The following is a 17,920-nucleotide window of genomic DNA, read 5'->3' as shown; positions in this document are numbered from 1 at the left end:
GAAATGTGACACAATAGTGGCTGTTTATACAGTACTTCAGGTTTTCTCATGGCATTGACCGCTGCGCTGAAAGCGCAAATCGCCGCCTGGTATAAGGCGCTTCAGGACCAGATTCCCGACTTTATTCCCCGTGCGCCGCAGCGGCAGATGATTGCTGACGTCGCCAGAACGCTGGCCGGGGAAGAAGGGAGACATCTGGCTATTGAAGCGCCGACCGGCGTCGGGAAAACCCTCTCCTATCTTATTCCCGGTATTGCCATTGCCCGGGAAGAGCAAAAAACACTGGTGGTCAGTACCGCTAACGTGGCGTTACAGGATCAGATCTTTAGCAAAGATTTGCCGCTGCTACGAAAAATCATCCCCGATCTGCGTTTTACCGCCGCCTTTGGCCGCGGGCGCTACGTGTGTCCGCGAAACCTGGCGGCGCTCGCCAGTAGCGAGCCTACGCAGCAGGATCTGCTCGCCTTTCTTGATGACGAACTGACGCCTAACAACCAGGAAGAGCAAAAGCGCTGCGCCAGGCTGAAAGGGGATCTTGACGGTTACAAATGGGATGGTCTGCGGGATCATACCGACATTGCTATTGACGACGATCTGTGGCGGCGATTAAGTACCGATAAAGCCAGTTGTCTGAACCGCAACTGTCACTATTACCGCGAATGTCCATTCTTTGTCGCCCGACGTGAAATACATGAAGCGGAAGTCGTGGTGGCGAATCACGCGCTGGTAATGGCGGCGATGGAAAGTGAAGCCGTACTGCCGGAACCAAAGCATCTGCTGTTGGTACTGGATGAAGGTCATCATCTGCCCGATGTCGCTCGCGATGCGCTGGAGATGAGCGCGGAAATTACCGCCTCCTGGTATCGCTTGCAACTGGATCTGTTCAGCAAACTGGTGGCGACCTGCATGGAGCAATTTCGCCCTAAAACCACGCCGCCGTTAGCGAATCCTGAGCGACTTAACGCCCATTGCGAGGAGGTATACGAACTGATCGCCTCGCTCAATGCCATTCTTAATCTGTATATGCCCGCAGCGCAGGAGGCGGAGCACCGTTTTGCAATGGGCGAGTTGCCTGATGAGGTCATGGAAATCTGTCAGCGACTGGCGAAGCTGACCGAGACGCTGCGTGGGCTGGCGGAATCCTTTCTCAACGATCTCAGCGAAAAAACCGGGTCGCACGATATTGTGCGTTTGCATCGGGTGATTTTACAGATGAACCGGGCGCTGGGAATGTTCGAGGCGCAAAGTAAATTATGGCGGCTGGCTTCGATGGCGCAGTCTTCAGGCGCGCCGGTGTCCAAATGGGCGACGCGTGAAATACGCGAAGGGCAACTCCACGTCTGGTTCCATTGTGTCGGTATCCGCGTCAGCGATCAGCTGGAAAGATTGTTATGGCGCAGCGTACCGCACATTATTGTCACCTCGGCGACACTGCGCTCGCTCAATAGCTTTTCGCGCCTGCAGGAAATGAGCGGCTTAAAAGAAAAAGCCGGCGATCGCTTTGTGGCGCTGGATTCGCCGTTTAATCATGTGGAACAGGGGAAACTGGTGATTCCTCAAATGCGCTACGAACCCACCATTGATAACGAAGAGCAGCATATTGCCGAAATGGCGGCCTATTTTCGTGAGCAACTGGAGAGCAAAAAACATCATGGTATGCTGGTACTGTTCGCCAGCGGGCGGGCGATGCAGCGTTTTCTGGAGCATGTCGCTGATGTGCGCTTACTCCTCCTGGTCCAGGGCGACCAGCCGCGTTACCGGCTGGTGGAGCTGCACCGTAAACGGGTGGAGAGCGGCGAACGCAGCGTGCTGGTTGGGCTTCAGTCTTTTGCCGAAGGGCTGGATCTTAAAGGCGAGCTGCTGACGCAGGTCCATATCCATAAAATTGCCTTCCCGCCGATCGACAGCCCGGTCGTGATCACCGAAGGCGAATGGCTAAAAAGCCTGAATCGTTATCCGTTTGAGGTACAAAGCTTACCAAGCGCGTCTTTTAATTTAATTCAGCAGGTAGGGCGATTGATCCGTAGCCATGCCTGTCGGGGAGAAGTGGTCATTTATGATAAGCGGTTGTTGACCAAAAACTACGGACAGCGTTTACTGAATGCCTTACCTGTTTTTCCGATAGAGCAGCCTGCCGTGCCAGACGTTATAGTAAAACCAAAAGCAAAACCTGCACGCCGCCGACGGCGTTAATGCTGTGAGCACACTTCAAGGAGCTTTCAATGGATTATCGCAAGATCATCAAAGAGATCGGGCGAGGTAAAAATCACGCCCGCGATCTGGATCTGGACACCGCGCGCGGTTTGTATACCCGAATGCTGAATGGCGACATCCCCGACCTGGAAATGGGCAGTATATTGATGGCGCTGCGTATTAAAGGCGAAGGCGAAGCCGAAATGCTGGGCTTTTATGAAGCCATGCAGAATCATACCATCAAACTGACACCGCCCGCAGATAGGCCGTTGCCGGTCGTTATTCCCAGCTATAACGGCGCGCGTAAACAGGCGAATTTAACGCCGCTGCTGGCTATCCTGCTGCATAAATTGGGCTTTCCAGTCGTAGTACACGGCGTCAGTGAAGATCCGACCCGTGTACTGACGGAAACAATATTTGAGCTGATGGGGATTGTCCCCACTCTACACGGTGGACAAGCGCAGGCCAAACTGGACGGGCACCAGCCGGTGTTTATCCCGGTGAGCGCGCTCTGCCCGCCGCTGGAAAAACAGCTGGCGATGCGCTGGCGGATGGGCGTGCGCAACAGCGCACATTCACTGGCCAAGCTGGCGACGCCATTTGCTGAGGATGCCGCGCTGCGTTTATCAAGCGTTTCTCACCCTGAATATGTCCCGCGTGTGGCGACCTTTTTTAGCCGCATTGGCGGGCGGGCTTTGCTGATGCATGGTACCGAAGGCGAAGTCTATGCCAACCCGCAACGCTGTCCGCAAATCAGCCTGATTGATAGCCGTGGCGTGCAGGTACTACATGAGCGTCAGAGCGACACGCACGACGAGCCGCTTTTACTGCCTGCGACTAAAGATCCTGAAATCACCGCGCGCTGGATTGAGCGCTGCCTTGCCGGCCACGAGCCGGTGCCGCAATCATTAAAAACGCAAATGGTCTGTTGTCTGGTTGCGACGGGAGAGGCGGCGACGTTAGAAGACGGGATTGCGCGCGTCGAACAGGCTTTTAGCGAATAAAAAAAGCCCGTCCAGTGGCGGACGGGCAAATAAGGGTAACAAACAGGGTTAATGAGGGTTGGAGCAGTGGGTGTCTGTTGGCAAACAGACGAGGGTAATACCCGTCAGAATTCAAACAACAGCGATGTTACAGCCTGAAATCTGGCGGGCAGGTAAATTATTTATAAATCACCGCAGTGCCGCTCATTTTGTCATTACCCACGGCGGAGGTGATGTTATAAGCGCTTGCGCCAGCAGCGGCGGCTTTTTCAGCCAGTTTAGCTTCCAGGCCATCCAGCGTGGTGGCGCCATCGGCAGACACTACGCCGATTTTATGCAGGTTTTGCGTCTGAGACGCGCTAACCGGTTCTGCGGCAAAAGCGCCAAAAGAAAGGGTGGAAAGCGCGATGGCTGCAACAGCATATTTAATGGTTTTCATGATTAATCTCTCGCAGGTTATTCTGTTTATGGGACGATGTTCCGTCGATGTGATGAGTATCACGGTTTTTTGCGAAAGATAAAATCGAATAGAATTGACGGCCTTGCTCAAAATTTTTGAATGACAAATAACCTATTGATTATTAATTAATTCAACGGTGGAATTTACCTTTCTTGTCATCTGGCTTTACAGAGTCGATGTTAACGGCACATTCTGCGACGCAGAACGCTAAAAAGCATGAGCGTAAAGGAATGGGTGATACTGGCGGTTTCGGTAAAGAAAAGTCAGCGTAACTGGCTGTCTTTTGAACCTCTACGATTATATCCTGAAAATGTTGCGTTATGTAAATCTTTCTCCTGTTGACAGGATATGCATAACCGAACGCCCGGTACGGCTTTACGCCGCGCTTCAGGGATAGGATCGCCGCAAGATTCGCATTCATCGCGACTTTCGCCGTGGGGAAGTTCGCCGCGAGCGCGGGCAACAGCATCTTCAATGGTATTGTTGATTTGTTCATTCACTGCGTCGTCATTTGCCCAGCCGGATGCCATCACGCTCTCCTGATTTTAGGGTACCTGAGGTTAAGTGTAGCGCCGTCAGGTGAAAAAATCGCATCGCGCGATCTTTTCAGACCATGAGCAGAACCAATGTCATTCAGATATCCGATCAAACGAGCGAGGCAGGGAATTCGCGGTGGTATATTTACCCCGTGGCGTTATACGGGTATCTTACGCCGCTGCTAAAAGGAGAATGCCATGTCCGCCCAGAAACCGGGGTTACACCCGCGCAACCGCCACCAACACCGTTATGATCTCGCCGCACTGTGTCAGACCACGCCAGAATTGACGTCCTTTCTTATCCGCACGCCCGCCGGTGAACAGAGCGTTGATTTTGCTAATCCGCAAGCGGTAAAAGCGCTCAATAAGGCGTTGCTGGCGCATTTTTATGCCGTTACACACTGGGACATTCCGCCAGGGTTTTTATGTCCGCCGGTGCCTGGTCGTGCGGATTATATCCATCATCTGGCGGATCTGCTTGGCGAAACGACAGGGAGTATTCCGGCGCAGGCAACTATTCTGGACGTGGGGGTGGGCGCCAATTGTATTTATCCGCTTATCGGCGTACATGAATATGGCTGGCGATTTACCGGTAGTGAAGTCAGCGACGCAGCGATGTCCAGCGCGCAGGCTATCATTCAGGCTAATACGGGGTTAAGCCGCGCCATTCGTCTGCGTCGGCAAAAAGATCCGGCGGCCATTTTTACCGGTATTATTCATAAAAATGAATTTTATGACGCAACGCTTTGTAACCCGCCTTTTCACGACTCCGCCGCCGCAGCCCGCGCGGGCAGCGAGCGTAAGCGCCGCAATTTGGGGCAGAATAAAGATGATGCGCTGAACTTTGGCGGTCAACAGCAGGAGCTATGGTGCGAAGGCGGCGAAGTCGCCTTTATTAAAAAAATGATTGCTGAAAGCCAAACCTTCCGCCGTCAGGTGTTGTGGTTTACGACGTTGGTGTCGCGCGGCGAGAATTTACCGCCGCTTTACCGGGCGTTGACGGAGGCTGGCGCGGTGAAAGTGGTGAAAAAAGAGATGGCCCAGGGGCAAAAGCAAAGCCGCTTTATCGCCTGGACCTTTATGGATGACGACCAGCGTCGCCGTTTTATCACCCGTAAACGCTAAATCGTCGGTTCGCGCGGCGGCAGTGAATCAGGCGACGGGCCGCCGGCGGGGGAGGGCAGAACCTGATACGTTTGCACCGGCGCGCGCACATTGGCCAGATCAAAATGCTTTTTCACCTGGCTATCAAGGGCAAAACGCACCGTCCACTGCTTGAGCGGTAGGGTGGTGAACGATACGCGTAAAGTAAACGCCGTGTTCGTTAAACCGACAATACCGGCGAACGTGGGTTCACCGATAATCAGCCCGCGAATATCCTCCGTCTCCATCAGCGCCGTTACCGCGTCTTTCAGCGCCTGATTCGCTTTATCCGCATCCTCATGGCGATCCACGTCATAGTTGGCGACAACTGAGCCGATACCGCGCACAAAGTTGGCGAAAGTGGTGATCGAGGACCACGGGATAATATGGTATGCCCCGGTATCCTGCCGCACGCCGACGGAACGAATCGACATTCTTTCGACCGTCCCCGTCAGCGGGCCTATGGTGACTAAGTCGCCGGTATTCATCCCGTTTTCAAACTGAATAAAGACGCCGGTAATAATATCTTTCACCAGGGTTTGCGAACCGAAAGAGATAGCCAGACCTAACGCCCCCGCGCCAGCCAGCAATGGCGCGATATTGACGCCGATTTCCGATAACACGATCATGATGGTTATGGTACTGATAATCACTGCCAGCGCATTGCGGAACAGCGTCAGCAGCGTGCGCGTGCGGGCGCTGGGTAGCGGGCGGCCATGAATATCGGAGGCCAGGCGATTCTCAATCAGACTGGCGAGAATCGTCCATCCCACGGCGGAGAAGAATAAGATTAACGCGATACGGATGAGGATATCGACCATCTTTTCCCCCGCGCCATAATGTAGCCAGTGCCAGAAATCGAATAATCCCCAGGCGTTGAGCAACAGCATAACGGCGACGCAGACGGTCAAAAAGCGTGCGACTTTTAGCGCCGAGGAGAGCCAGCCGTTAAGCCGCTTTTGTAATTCCGGGTAATTGCGCTGCGTGTGGGGCGACAGGGTGATGGTTTTCGCTATCCAGCGGGTAAACATACCGGAGATAAACGCCGCGATGCCAATAATCGCCAGACTGCGCACGGTCGCGCCCATCATAAACTTCAGACTATTGCCTGGGTCGAATAACGAGAAGAAAAACAGCACGATAAAGTAGGCGCTGGCCAGCCAGTGCCACACCAGCGCAAAGGCGCGGATAAACAGGCTAAAAAAGGCTAATGATCGTTCCGCCAGACTTAATAAATGTTGCGTAATCTCCGCTTTGTTTTTAAAGATCAGGTACAGCGCCCAGATGGTGATGCAGAGCATGATCGCCACATTAGCCATCGCGCCAACCTGAACATTCACCTGGTTGGAAATAATCGGAACGGCAACAATCAGCCCGTAGCCAATCAAACTGCTAAGGGAACTCATACGGCGATTCCAGTAACGCGCTGTCGCATCCTGAATCGCGAATGGGCGTAATTCCGGTACATTAGGGCAAAAAATAAGCCGCAGAATCGCTTTAAAGAACTCTATCAGCGCGAAGGCATTCAGGAACAGGCTTTGCTGAAAAGCGATAGTTCGACTTCCCGCATGGAAATTATCACTGAGCATCTGACCGATAAATAAGGTGAGCGCCAGTAGCAGCAGGTCGATAATAAACGCGCCGACGATCATCGCCGGGAGCTGTAACCAGTTGCTGCGTTCACGGTTTTTCTTGCGCGCCCACAGGCCCATTTTTCGATATAACGGCAGGGCGCAAAGCCGTATCACGCTATAAAAACCAAATACCGCGACGGCCAGAAATAAAAAGTGGGTTAACGCGTTGGTGAAGGTTTGCGAGTTAAACGGCTTGTGCGGCGCATCGGTGATGTTGCGATAAAGCTGGGCGAAACGGGTAGCGAAAGCATCGCCGTACTGACGGGTAACGGTGGTGACGTTCTCCAGTACCGTTTTCTCATCTTTGGCCGCAGGCGGCGCAAGCGCTGGCGACGGCTCGGTCGGCGGCGTGGTTGAGGCTTCGCGGAGTTGCGCTATTAATTCGTTACGTGAAGCCTCGTTCTCCAGTACGTCAGCCAGGGCCGCATAGGCCGCTTTTTTTTGTTCAGGACTGGGCTCTGGCGCTGCTTGCTGGCTGGTTGATGTCCCCGTGGTCACGCCGGGTATGGCGACCGCATGGGCAGGCGCGCCCAGTAGACAAAAAAGGATGAACAGGGTCCACCGCATGACTCCTCCAGTGAGAAAAGAGACGCAAAACACTAAGTATAGATGGCGCAGGGGAGGGAAAATGAAATGGGACTATTCCATGATGCCCTTCCTGCCGCAGGGCAGGAAGGGCGATATCTCAGGAGACGTGCTGTAAAAATTCCTGTAAACGTGGGCTTGGCGGGTTTTCGATCAACGCCTGCGGACTGCCATCTTCGGCAATACGGCCTTTATCGATGAAAATCAGCCGTGAGGCGACTTTTTCGGCAAAGCCTATTTCGTGAGTGACAATGACCATGGTCATGCCTTCTTCCGCCAGATCCTGCATGACTTTCAGCACTTCATGGCGCAGTTCAGGGTCCAGAGCGGAGGTTGGCTCGTCAAAGAGCATCATTTTCGGCTTCACTGCCAGCGCTCGGGCAATGGCGACGCGCTGTTGTTGACCGCCGGAAAGCTCGGAGGGGTAGTGGTGCGCCCGTTCCGCCAGTCCAACTTTCGCTAATAGTGTTTTCGCCTGTTTTTCCGCTTCTTCTTTCTTTACGCCGCGCACGCGCAGAGGACCGAACATCACGTTTTCGAGCGCGGTCAGATGCGGGAACAGATAAAACTGTTGAAACACCATGCCGGCTTCCTGGCGAATCAGCCGTTCGTCTACTTTAGGATCGTTGACTTTCAGACCATCGACAATCAGATCGCCGGAGGTGATCTCTTCCAGTTTATTGATACAGCGTAATAACGTGGATTTACCCGAACCGGAAGGGCCGATAATCACAACCACTTCGCCCTGACGGATGTTTAAATCAATGTTATGCAGCACCTGGGTGGGGCCAAAGTGCTTGGAGACGTTTTTAAATTCAATCACAGGATTTTCATCCTTCTTTCAAGACGACGCAAAATAAAGCTCAGCACCAGCGTAATGATCAAATAGAAGACGGCCACGGCGCTCCAGATTTCCAGGGCGCGAAAGTTACCGGCAATAATTTCCTGGCCCTGACGGGTCAGCTCGGCTACGCCGATAACAATAAACAACGAGGTGTCTTTGATGCTAATGATCCACTGGTTGCCCAGCGGCGGCAGCATACGGCGCAGAGCAAGCGGTAAAATAACATGGCGGATGGTTTCCCGGCGAGAAAGGCCCAGCGCCAGACCCGCTTCGCGAAAACCTTTGTGAATGGATAGTACTGCGCCGCGAGTAATTTCCGCGATATAAGCGCCGGAGTTAATCATAATTGTCACGACCGCTGCGCTGAACGGATCAATACGCAAATCATTAAATGCCATCGGCAGGGCAAAGTAGATAAACATGACCTGGACAACGATGGGCGTGCCGCGAATAATTTCAATGAAAACCAGGGCGATGTGGTTGGCGAACCAGCCGCCAAACGTACGGGCAAAACCTGCCGCCAGTCCAATAACCAGGCCGCCAGCCAGACCGAGGACCGAGATCCACAGGGTCATTTTAGCGCCCTCAAGCAAAAGCGGAATGGCGGGCCAGATGGCGCTCCAGTCAAACTGCATATGTCGTTCCTGTTACCGTGGTGTAAATAGTCAAATGCTCTATCCGGCGCGGAAATGGCGTGAAAGTGTCTTATCCGTCACGAAAAAGAGCTGTAGGCCCGGTGAGCGTCCTCACTACCGGGCCACAAGCCAACATCAGGTCGTTTTATTTAGGTTCTGTACCGAACCATTTTTTGTAGATTTCGTTATAGGTGCCATTCTCACGCAGCGTTTTCAGCGCGCCGTTGACTTTCTCGCGCAGTTCATCGCTGCCTTTCGGGAAGGCAACTCCGTATTGCTGTGCTTCCAGCGATTCGCCTACCGCCTTGAACTGGCCGTTGCCTGCGGTTTTGATAAAGTACAGGATGTTCGGCGTATCGTGCAGAACGGCGTCTGCGCGGTTGGTGCCTAATTCCATGTACGCGTTATCAATGTTCGGGAACTGACGCAGGTCTTTGGTTTTGATATTCGCTTTCGCGTAATCCACCGACCCGGTTCCGCTCTTCACGGCAACGACTTTGCCATCGAGGTCTTTAACGCTTTTAATGTCGTTATTGTTGGCTTTCACCATCACGAGCAGACCGCTTTTGTAATAGCCATCGGAAAAATCGATCGCTTTTTTACGCTCGTCTGTAATCGTAATACCCGCCAGCGCCAGATCGATATTTTTGGTTTGTAATGCCGGAATAATGCCGCTGAAATCCATCGGTTTCAGGGTGTAGTCCAGCTTCAGTTCTTTCGCGATAGCGTCCCACAGATCAACATCAAAACCGACGTATTTGTCGCCCTGTTTAAATTCAAACGGAACGAACGCCGTATCGGTTGCCACAACGAGTTTCTTATCCGCGGCGTGCGAAGACACCGCAAAAGCCAGGGTAAGTGCAGCCAGTGAAACTTTTAATAGAGACTTCATAGCATTTCCTTTTCTATCCACGGGGCGATCCCCTGCGAGAACATGTAGCATAATGAAAAAATCATGCCAATTATGTAACTCATTGTTTTAACAGAAGCGTGAATCATTCCTGTGCACAATAAGTCGGGCAAAACCAGTATGCCGCACCGTTTTGGGGCACTGATTTAGTGCATGAATAACAAAGTAGAGATACAGGGTCTATTTAGCGTAAAAATTGTTGTTAAAACAATCTTTAATTAACGATTGTGTGATGTAATTATTACAAATAATTCACTTTTATTGAGGGGGAGTACAAGACGTGTGCACTATTTAAGTGCAAAACCCCTGTGCCAGGCAGGGGTATAGGGATGACTTATATACCTGTGTACATCAAGTTGCAGGTGCGTTCGCTTCAGTGACCGACGGAAGTCAGGCTCCTGCGGATTCGCTGCGTTTGTACCTTCCTGCAACTCGAAGTATTCAGGGTAGAGATAGATTTATTCGATGTTGGATTCGATAAACCACAGGAATTTATCGAGGTCGCGTGATGCGGCGGTAAAGATATCGGCAGTGTCTTCATCTTTGGCTTCACCGATAGCTTTGCGAACATCATTAGCGACAACAGCGTAGCGATCGGCCAGTTCTTTTAAGTGATCCTGCACGTTATGGATGTCCAGCGGATAGCTTTTCAGCGGAGTTTTGCTGTTGATAACTTGCGTGGTGCCTAACGCCACACCGCCAAGCTGTACGGCGCGCTCGGCCATAGTATCCAGATGATCGGTCAGTGCGGTACGGAAGCCATCCAGCATCTCATGAACGGCAATAAAGTTAGCACCGCGCATGTTCCAGTGGGCCTGTTTCGTGATCAGCGACAGGTCAATGAACTGGATCACCTGACGATTAAGCAACTCAACCGTCGCTTTTTTATCGCTCTCTGATACATCGTTACGGGTATAAAGCAGATTAGACGCTTTTGTTTTTACCAGTTTAGCGGTACTCATAATCTCATATCCTCTTGATGTTTGTGTCCCAGGTAATTAACGAAAATAAGTATAGCACCGGTTTTTAACTTTGCTTTTTTGAATTTACCTATCACTTTAATAGTACAGACAAGATTTAATATTTATTTTGATTGTAAATCAATTAGTTAGGCGAGCTTGTTGTTTGTTGGGTAATAATTCTCATTTTAATGTAAAAAATGAGAAAAAATATGACAAAAAATGACGAAGTAATAGCGCGATAATAAAAGGTGAATAACGAGGTGATATTCTGCATGATTATGCACATCATGCAGAATAAGAAACTATTTTACGTCAACTTGTTTAATTTGCGGTTCGCGGCGAATCGTTAGGGTAGATCCCATTGAGGCGGCAATGATGGCGCACAGGGCCATGATTTGTATGCCCGTAAGCGTTTCGCCCAGAAAAATCATCCCGGAAACGGCGGCCAGCGCGGGTTCCATGCTCATCAGCGTACCGAAGGTGCGGGTTGGTAGACGCGTCAGCGCAATCATTTCCAGTGAATAAGGCAGTGCCGTAGAAAGCACAGCGACCGCTAACCCTAAGGGAAGAATCGACCAGTGCCATAGCGCGTCGCCAGCCTGAACTGCGCCAATCGGCACGAAAATGATGGCGGCAATCAGCGAGCCTACCGCCACCGTGGCCGGACCATGTTCCGCGCCTGCTCGCTGGCCGGTAAGAATATAGACAGCCCAACAGGCGCCAGCGCCGAGCGCCAACGCGGCCCCGGTAAGATCGACGTGAGACATATCTTGCCCTAATGGCAGCAGGAACCAGAGTCCAAGCACAGCCAGTACGACCCAAATAAAATCTACCGGCCGCCGGGATGAAAACAGCGCGACCGCCAGAGGACCGGTAAATTCCAGCGCGACCGCAATACCCAACGGCACCGTCTGAATCGACAGATAGAATAGATAGTTCATCCCGCCCAGCGACAGACCATAAAACAGCAAAGGCAGTCGCTGCTCTTTGGCAAAACGCAAACGCCAGGGTTTGAAAAAGGCGATAAGGATAAGCGTTCCCAACGCCAGACGAAGCGCCGTTACGCCCGGCGCGCCGACAAGAGGAAATAACGATTTCGCCAGTGAAGCGCCACTCTGAATAGAGGACATGGCAATGAGCAAAACCAAAATGGGCAACCAGACTGGTAGTTTACGTGTTGACCCCGGCATCCTTTCTCCTGTCAAAAAATGTCAGTACGAGTAAAGGTGGCAGTGTAATGGAAATTCCCCGTGGCGGTTGAGGATTCGTTGAAAAAAAATTTCCAGGATTCCATAAAATGAACTTAAATTGATGGATAAATAGACTGTTAGTTTAGGAATAATCTGGATGAATGTATCGCGTCGCACGCGCATTATTGGTGCAATCAGCCGGAAAAGTGATGTTAATTGAATAAGATAGCGCGATATGGAAACGTTCTGTTACATGAAAGGCGCCCTTAGACACCGTGAATCGCAAAGAGTTTCCCATTAATTTTTGATATATTTAAAACTTAGGACTTACTTGAAGCACATTTGAGGTGGTTATGAAAAAAATTGCATGTCTTTCAGCACTGGCCGCTGTTCTGGCTTTTTCCGCAGGTACTGCAGTAGCTGCTACTTCTACCGTTACCGGTGGTTACGCTCAGAGCGACGCGCAGGGCGTAGCGAATAAAATGAGCGGTTTCAACCTGAAGTATCGTTACGAGCAGGACGACAACCCGCTGGGCGTAATCGGTTCCTTCACCTACACCGAAAAAGATCGTACTAACGGTGCGGGCGATTACAACAAAGGTCAGTACTACGGCATCACTGCCGGCCCGGCTTACCGTCTGAACGATTGGGCGAGCATCTACGGTGTAGTCGGTGTGGGTTACGGTAAATTCCAGACGACCGATTACCCAACCTACAAGCATGACACCAGCGATTATGGCTTCTCCTATGGCGCTGGTCTGCAATTCAACCCGATGGAAAATGTTGCTCTGGACTTCTCTTACGAGCAGAGCCGTATTCGTAGCGTTGACGTTGGCACCTGGATTGCTGGCGTGGGTTACCGCTTCTAATCACGTCGGTGAAAATGAAAAATCCGCCTTTCGGGGCGGATTTTTTTTGCCTGAAACATGCATTATTTTAGTGAAAAAATATCGCTGCCCAGATGGTTATAGTCCACTTTCTGTAATTTGAAATTGGTGATATAAACGGGCCCGGCTTTCTGTTCCGAAATAAATCGATAGCGATTTTTGATCTCTTTAGCGCTAATTCCTGTCCATTGCGAGAAAAAACTCAGGAAATCGTTCGCGGAACGGCGAGCTTTAATGATCCGATGCGCTTTACTGTCGCTGGATAGCACCATAAACGGCACCTGGAAGTTTTGCTGGAATTTGTCGTCATGCGCCAGGTACTGTACCGCTTTGCCGCGCTCTTTAAACGCCAGCCCGTGATCGGAGAAATACACGAGCGAAAAACTGTCGCCGCTATGACGAAGCTGAGTATAGAGCTGACGGAGCAAATCGTCGGTTTGCGTCATGGTGTATAAATAACAAGACGTCTCTTTCGACTGGACAAACGTCGCGTATTTTCCCTGAGTACGGTCACAGGCCTGGGGATGCGATCCCATTAAATGCAACACAATCAACTGCGGTTGCGTGCGTTCTGTCGCCAATACCTGCGCCGTCATGGTTAACAGCGCGTCGTCGCGAGTATTTTTATCCGCTTCAAAATCGCCGTTTTTCAGGAAATGCGCTTCATCGGCGCGTTTGGCGATACTGGCGATGGCCGTGTCGTATTCACCGATTTGCCCCTGATTGGAAAACCACCATGTCTGAAAACCGGCGCGGTTAGCCAGCGTGACGAAGTTATCCTGATACTGCGGTTTGTTATCCACCACGCGATTGAGCGTTAAACCGAGCGATTTTTGCGTTGAGCCGCTGGCGGCGATGTAATCCATAAAGAAGTCGCCATTCACATGGCTGGCGAAGGGGGTATTATCCCAGTGGCCGCCGAAAGCGCCCATGGCATCCCGTCGCGCGCTTTCACCTATCACCACGACATAGATGTGATATCTGGGTTTCACCGTAGTAACCGTCCAGCTATCTTTTATGCCGGATAGCTGCGCCATACGGTGCTGCTCTTCAATGACTTCGTTGTTATTGACGATAACGTCTTTAGCGAAGCGAAAAACCGGATAGCCGGTATCAATAACCTTAAAAACGCCGCCCCATGCCAGATTTTGTACCGGCGCGACGAAAAATGCCGCGACGCTAATCAGCAGGCACAGGCTGTCGAGGCTATTCCAGCGCGGCCTGACCTCTTCTTTTCGGCGGCGAAGCGCAATAATACCCAGCGCAAAAATAAAAAGTCCGGTCAGGTAGCTATACCACGGGAAGATGGTCAGGATTTCGCTCGACTCTTCCATATTGGTGGAGTGCAGCGCCAGCAGCGTATTAAAGTTCGGGGCGCCGTAAGCCTGGCCAAAGGGAAAATAGCAAGCGGCTACCAGCGAACAAATGCCGAGCAGCGCTTTTTGTCCGCGGGGCAGGTAGCGCCAGAGCAGCAGCAACAGGCAGGTAAACGCCGCGGTATAAAGCAGGCTAAAGGGGTAGCCGAGCGCGAGGTTAATCAGCAGCGACTGTAAAAAGTAGAGGCCCGCCCACGGGCTTACAGCCCGACGACGGGCGAGAAGTGAATCGATAAGGGTTGAATTCATATGCCACTATTGCAAAAACGCCATGTGCTAACCCTGGCGCGAAGGGTCATTACCTGCCTGATTATGCGTAAAAAAGGTATTGGGTTCGCAACGGCGAGTCGCAAAATATTCAGGGCTGCCAGAAGATAGAGCGTGCGGGTAAGAAGGTCAACCGCCGGAAAGAAAATGTTTTGCGAAGAGAATAGCAAAACCACAAAAAAACAGGGGAAATGGGCGCCATTTCCGTTGAGGATGCAAAATAAAGCGGCGTACCGCACCGCCGCGTTATTTCGTGGAAGGGTTATCCTGTTCCGGTTTGCCGTTGATCATATCGCACAACATAGAGAGCAGCATTAACCGGACTTTAAAGGGAGAGTGACTGAACACGCGTATACACCTCTTAAATTCGTTCATATAAACCTCCTGATGTTTCTATCCCATCGATCCGTGAGGGATGTCTGCATTACATACAGATATAGCACAGGCTATGTTTTATAGCTATTGCTAAAACGTTAATTTTTTGTGCCCGGACAACTCTGGTTTACAATGAGCGCTCTGTCAGCTGACGCGTTAACGCGTCACAGAAACGAGGAAGCAAAATGGGTCGTCGCGCAGGTACGCCAACAACAAAAAAAGTGACGCAATTGGTGAACGTAGAAGAACACGTTGAAGGATTTCGTCAGGTCAGAGAGGCGCATCGCCGTGAGTTGATAGACGATTACGTTGAGCTGATTTCCGATTTAATTATTGAGGTAGGGGAAGCGCGTCAGGTGGATATGGCGGCTCGGCTCGGCGTCTCCCAGCCAACTGTGGCCAAAATGCTTAAGCGCCTGGCATCGTTAGGATTTATTCAAATGATCCCCTGGCGCGGCGTTTTTCTGACGCCGGAAGGGGAGAAGCTGGCGCAGGAAAGCCGCGAGCGGCACCAAATTGTCGAAAATTTTTTACTGGTGTTAGGCGTAAGTCCGGAGATCGCGCGTCGTGATGCGGAAGGGATGGAACACCATGTCAGCCAGGAGACATTGGATGCCTTTTTGGCCTTCACGCAACAGCATGGAACATCTGCAGAATGAATCTGGCTTTTTTACGGGCGCTGCGGCGTGACCGTTTTTTTCAGTTGTTGATCATTGTGGGGATGGCGTTAAGCCTGTTTGTTCCTTTTGCGCCTCGCGCCTGGCCTGGCGCGATTGACTGGCACACCATTATTACCCTCAGTGGGTTAATGTTGCTCACTAAAGGCGTTGAGCTGAGCGGCTATTTCGATGTGCTGGGACGCAAGATGACGCGCCGATTTCATACCGAGCGGCAACTGGCGATGTTCCTGGTGCTGGCTGCGGCGGTGCTGTCGACCTTTCTGACAAACGATGTCGCGCTGTTTATCGTTGTGCCGCTGACGATAACGTTGAAAAAACTGTGTGCGATTCCGGTCAACCGATTGATTATTTTTGAGGCGTTGGCGGTGAACGCCGGTTCGCTGCTGACGCCTGTCGGTAATCCGCAAAATATTCTATTGTGGGGACGCTCCGGCTTAACCTTTGCTGAATTTAGCGGGCAAATGGCGCCGCTTGCCGTCATGATGATGCTGACGTTACTGCTCCTGTGCTGGTTTTGTTTTCCGGGTAGGGCGTTACAGTATCATACCGGTACGCGTTCGCCGCAGTGGCAGCCCCGTCTGGTGTGGAGTTGCCTGGGATTATATGTCGTTTTTCTTACCGCGCTGGAGCTCAGGCAAGAGTTATGGGGACTGGTGTTGGTGGCGGCTGGGTTTATTGTGCTGGCGCGCAGGGTGATAGTCAGCGTGGACTGGACGCTGCTGCTGGTATTTATGGCGATGTTTATTGATGTCCATCTGCTAACGCAATTGCCGGCGTTGCAGGGCGTTTTCAACCAGGTTGGCGCACTGTCTCACCTGGGACTTTGGCTAACCGCTATCGGCTTGTCTCAGGTTATCAGTAATGTGCCCAGTACCATTCTCCTGCTGAACTATGTACCGGCCTCGACGCTGCTGGCGTGGGCGGTGAATATCGGCGGGTTTGGTCTGCTGCCGGGGTCGCTGGCAAATCTTATTGCTTTACGGATGGCGAACGATCGCCGAATCTGGTGGCGATTTCATTTCTATTCGCTGCCGATGCTGGCATGGGCGGCGCTGGTGGGATATGGATTATTGCAACTGATGCCGTAAGAGAAGCCCGATAGTGTCTATCGGGCTTCGCAGGCAGAGTCTGTCAGTTCAGACGAACCGGCATCCCGGAACGATCCTGAACCGCCTGTTGTACGACGGCCTGATCAACGTCAGGCTCGTTGGTGACGGCCAGGATACTCTTATTAAGCGTGATCGGCACCGCTTCCTTACCTTCAAACTGCGCTTCCGTCGTTGACAGCGGGTTATGCACCTCAATGTAACGGCTACCGTCCGGCTCGGTGGTGGCTTTTACCGGTTCATCGATAAACTGCACGCGGGTGCCGACCGGCACATTTTCAAACAGGAATTTGATATCGTCGTTGCGCAGACGCACGCAGCCGTGGCTCACGCGAAGCCCGATGCCGAAGTTGGCGTTGGTGCCGTGAATAGCATACAGGCGACCAATGTACAGCGCGTACAGGCCCATCGGGTTATCCGGGCCCGCAGGCACGACGGCAGGCAGCGGCTCGCCGGCGGCGCGATATTCAGCGTGCATTTTTGCCGTAGGCGTCCAGGTCGGACCGGCTTTTTTACGTTCAACTTTGGTCGTCCAGTTGATAGGCGTGTCTTTACCTAACTGACCGATCCCAATCGGCAGGACGATAACGGTGTTTGTGCCTTTCGGGTAGTAATAGAGGCGCATTTCCGCGCTATTAATGATAATGCCTTCGTGTACGGTATCCGGCAGGATCAGCTGCTGCGGAATATTCAGCACGGTACCGCCCTTCGGCAGGAAGGTATCCACGCCAGGGTTGGCTTCCAGCATGTTGGAGAGCCCCATCTGATACTCCGCGGCAAAATACTCCAGCGGCTGGGTATTGCCCTCCGGAACGGTGATGACCTGATTTTGCCCAATTAAACGGCTACCATCGGTAGGCAGCGGGTAAGTGACTGCTGAGGCTGTTTTACAAAAACCAACTACAGCGAAAGCCGCCGCGAAAAGCGTTGTTAATTTCATATTCATGTTATGCGAGATTCTGTGCCAAGCAGGCTAGTAGGTTGAGAATTCTGTCATGTTGGGAGCGCATTATAGGTGCATTCCAGTAAACAGGGAATTCAGATGTGTACGAAATCACGTTTTTTTCCCTTACGGTTCAGTGTAGCCCTTTGTACAGGGCGCGATCTTATTTCAGACTTGTGGCATAATAAGCGGTTTGTCACATCTTTTTTCA

General features: G+C 51.8%; 17 protein-coding genes. 6 read left to right on the top strand and 11 right to left on the bottom strand.

All coding sequences use genetic code 11. The features are described from left to right. The first annotated feature begins 48 nt into the window (after positions 1–48). Complete coding sequence (gene dinG, locus LCS67_RS14750) at positions 49–2,193, top strand: ATP-dependent DNA helicase DinG (protein ID WP_001218626.1); 2,145 nt, start codon at positions 49–51, stop codon at positions 2,191–2,193. Positions 2,194–2,222: 29 nt separating this feature from the next. Continuing rightward, positions 2,223–3,197: a DNA-binding protein YbiB gene (gene ybiB, locus LCS67_RS14745; RefSeq protein ID WP_023230665.1), complete on the top strand. Its 975-nt coding sequence runs from the start codon at positions 2,223–2,225 to the stop codon at positions 3,195–3,197. Between the two features lie 157 nt (positions 3,198–3,354). On the opposite strand, the gene ybiJ is transcribed toward ybiB, so the two are convergent. Together ybiJ and LCS67_RS14735 are read right to left on the bottom strand one after the other, a co-directional pair. Further along, complete coding sequence (ybiJ, locus tag LCS67_RS14740; protein ID WP_000849089.1) at positions 3,355–3,615, bottom strand: DUF1471 family protein YbiJ; 261 nt, start codon at positions 3,613–3,615, stop codon at positions 3,355–3,357. A gap of 284 nt (positions 3,616–3,899) precedes the next feature. After that, positions 3,900–4,166 (bottom strand): DksA/TraR family C4-type zinc finger protein, encoded by a 267-nt coding sequence (locus LCS67_RS14735; protein WP_000146332.1) that lies wholly within the window; start codon positions 4,164–4,166, stop codon positions 3,900–3,902. 204 nt (positions 4,167–4,370) lie between these two features. Here LCS67_RS14735 and rlmF point away from each other — a divergent pair, with 204 nt between their 5' ends. Further along, a complete protein-coding gene (gene rlmF, locus LCS67_RS14730) occupies positions 4,371–5,297 on the top strand; it encodes a 23S rRNA (adenine(1618)-N(6))-methyltransferase RlmF (RefSeq protein ID WP_001275964.1) in 927 nt (308 codons plus the stop codon). Here rlmF and ybiO read toward each other — a convergent pair. The 6 genes from ybiO to rhtA form a co-directional block, all read right to left on the bottom strand. Beyond that, positions 5,294–7,516 carry a mechanosensitive channel protein gene (ybiO, locus tag LCS67_RS14725; protein WP_023137166.1) on the bottom strand — a complete coding sequence of 741 codons (2,223 nt, stop codon included), beginning with the start codon at positions 7,514–7,516 and terminating at the stop codon, positions 5,294–5,296. The two genes, rlmF and ybiO, sit on opposite strands and share 4 nt — an antisense overlap. A 118-nt stretch (positions 7,517–7,634) precedes the next feature. Next, complete coding sequence (gene glnQ, locus LCS67_RS14720) at positions 7,635–8,357, bottom strand: glutamine ABC transporter ATP-binding protein GlnQ (protein ID WP_023137167.1); 723 nt, start codon at positions 8,355–8,357, stop codon at positions 7,635–7,637. Continuing rightward, the gene (glnP, locus tag LCS67_RS14715) at positions 8,354–9,013 is read right to left on the bottom strand and encodes a glutamine ABC transporter permease GlnP (protein ID WP_001159076.1); all 660 of its coding nucleotides are present in this window, start codon (positions 9,011–9,013) and stop codon (positions 8,354–8,356) included. The genes glnQ and glnP overlap by 4 nt, the downstream gene beginning before the upstream one ends. A 145-nt stretch (positions 9,014–9,158) precedes the next feature. Beyond that, a complete protein-coding gene (gene glnH / locus LCS67_RS14710; RefSeq protein WP_000838671.1) occupies positions 9,159–9,905 on the bottom strand; it encodes a glutamine ABC transporter substrate-binding protein GlnH in 747 nt (248 codons plus the stop codon). A gap of 476 nt (positions 9,906–10,381) precedes the next feature. After that, positions 10,382–10,885 carry a DNA starvation/stationary phase protection protein Dps gene (gene dps, locus LCS67_RS14705; RefSeq protein WP_000100805.1) on the bottom strand — a complete coding sequence of 168 codons (504 nt, stop codon included), beginning with the start codon at positions 10,883–10,885 and terminating at the stop codon, positions 10,382–10,384. A 302-nt stretch (positions 10,886–11,187) separates the two neighbouring features. Beyond that, entirely contained in the window at positions 11,188–12,075 is an 888-nt protein-coding gene (gene rhtA, locus LCS67_RS14700) for a threonine/homoserine exporter RhtA (protein ID WP_001119555.1), read from the bottom strand. A gap of 353 nt (positions 12,076–12,428) precedes the next feature. Here rhtA and ompX point away from each other — a divergent pair, with 353 nt between their 5' ends. Next, positions 12,429–12,944 carry an outer membrane protein OmpX gene (ompX, locus tag LCS67_RS14695; protein ID WP_000716763.1) on the top strand — a complete coding sequence of 172 codons (516 nt, stop codon included), beginning with the start codon at positions 12,429–12,431 and terminating at the stop codon, positions 12,942–12,944. A 62-nt stretch (positions 12,945–13,006) separates the two neighbouring features. Here ompX and LCS67_RS14690 read toward each other — a convergent pair whose 3' ends face one another. Next, positions 13,007–14,587: a phosphoethanolamine transferase gene (locus tag LCS67_RS14690; RefSeq protein WP_023137168.1), complete on the bottom strand. Its 1,581-nt coding sequence runs from the start codon at positions 14,585–14,587 to the stop codon at positions 13,007–13,009. Between the two features lie 264 nt (positions 14,588–14,851). Next, the gene (gene mntS, locus LCS67_RS14685) at positions 14,852–14,980 is read right to left on the bottom strand and encodes a manganase accumulation protein MntS (RefSeq protein ID WP_001001755.1); all 129 of its coding nucleotides are present in this window, start codon (positions 14,978–14,980) and stop codon (positions 14,852–14,854) included. Positions 14,981–15,165: 185 nt separating this feature from the next. Here mntS and mntR point away from each other — a divergent pair, with 185 nt between their 5' ends. Together mntR and LCS67_RS14675 are read left to right on the top strand one after the other, a co-directional pair. Then, positions 15,166–15,639: a manganese-binding transcriptional regulator MntR gene (gene mntR / locus LCS67_RS14680; protein ID WP_000533542.1), complete on the top strand. Its 474-nt coding sequence runs from the start codon at positions 15,166–15,168 to the stop codon at positions 15,637–15,639. Beyond that, the gene (locus LCS67_RS14675; RefSeq protein ID WP_001046525.1) at positions 15,636–16,748 is read left to right on the top strand and encodes an anion transporter; all 1,113 of its coding nucleotides are present in this window, start codon (positions 15,636–15,638) and stop codon (positions 16,746–16,748) included. The genes mntR and LCS67_RS14675 overlap by 4 nt, the downstream gene beginning before the upstream one ends. 43 nt (positions 16,749–16,791) lie before the next feature. Here LCS67_RS14675 and ldtB read toward each other — a convergent pair whose 3' ends face one another. Then, entirely contained in the window at positions 16,792–17,712 is a 921-nt protein-coding gene (gene ldtB / locus LCS67_RS14670) for a L,D-transpeptidase (RefSeq protein ID WP_001056401.1), read from the bottom strand. Positions 17,713–17,920 lie beyond the last annotated feature (208 nt).

It is taken from the genome of Salmonella sp. A7 (assembly GCF_020181675.1).
GTDB classification, from domain to species: domain Bacteria; phylum Pseudomonadota; class Gammaproteobacteria; order Enterobacterales; family Enterobacteriaceae; genus Salmonella; species Salmonella enterica.
Note: the sequence above shows the minus strand (reverse complement) of the source record. Positions and strands in the feature narration are given on the sequence as shown.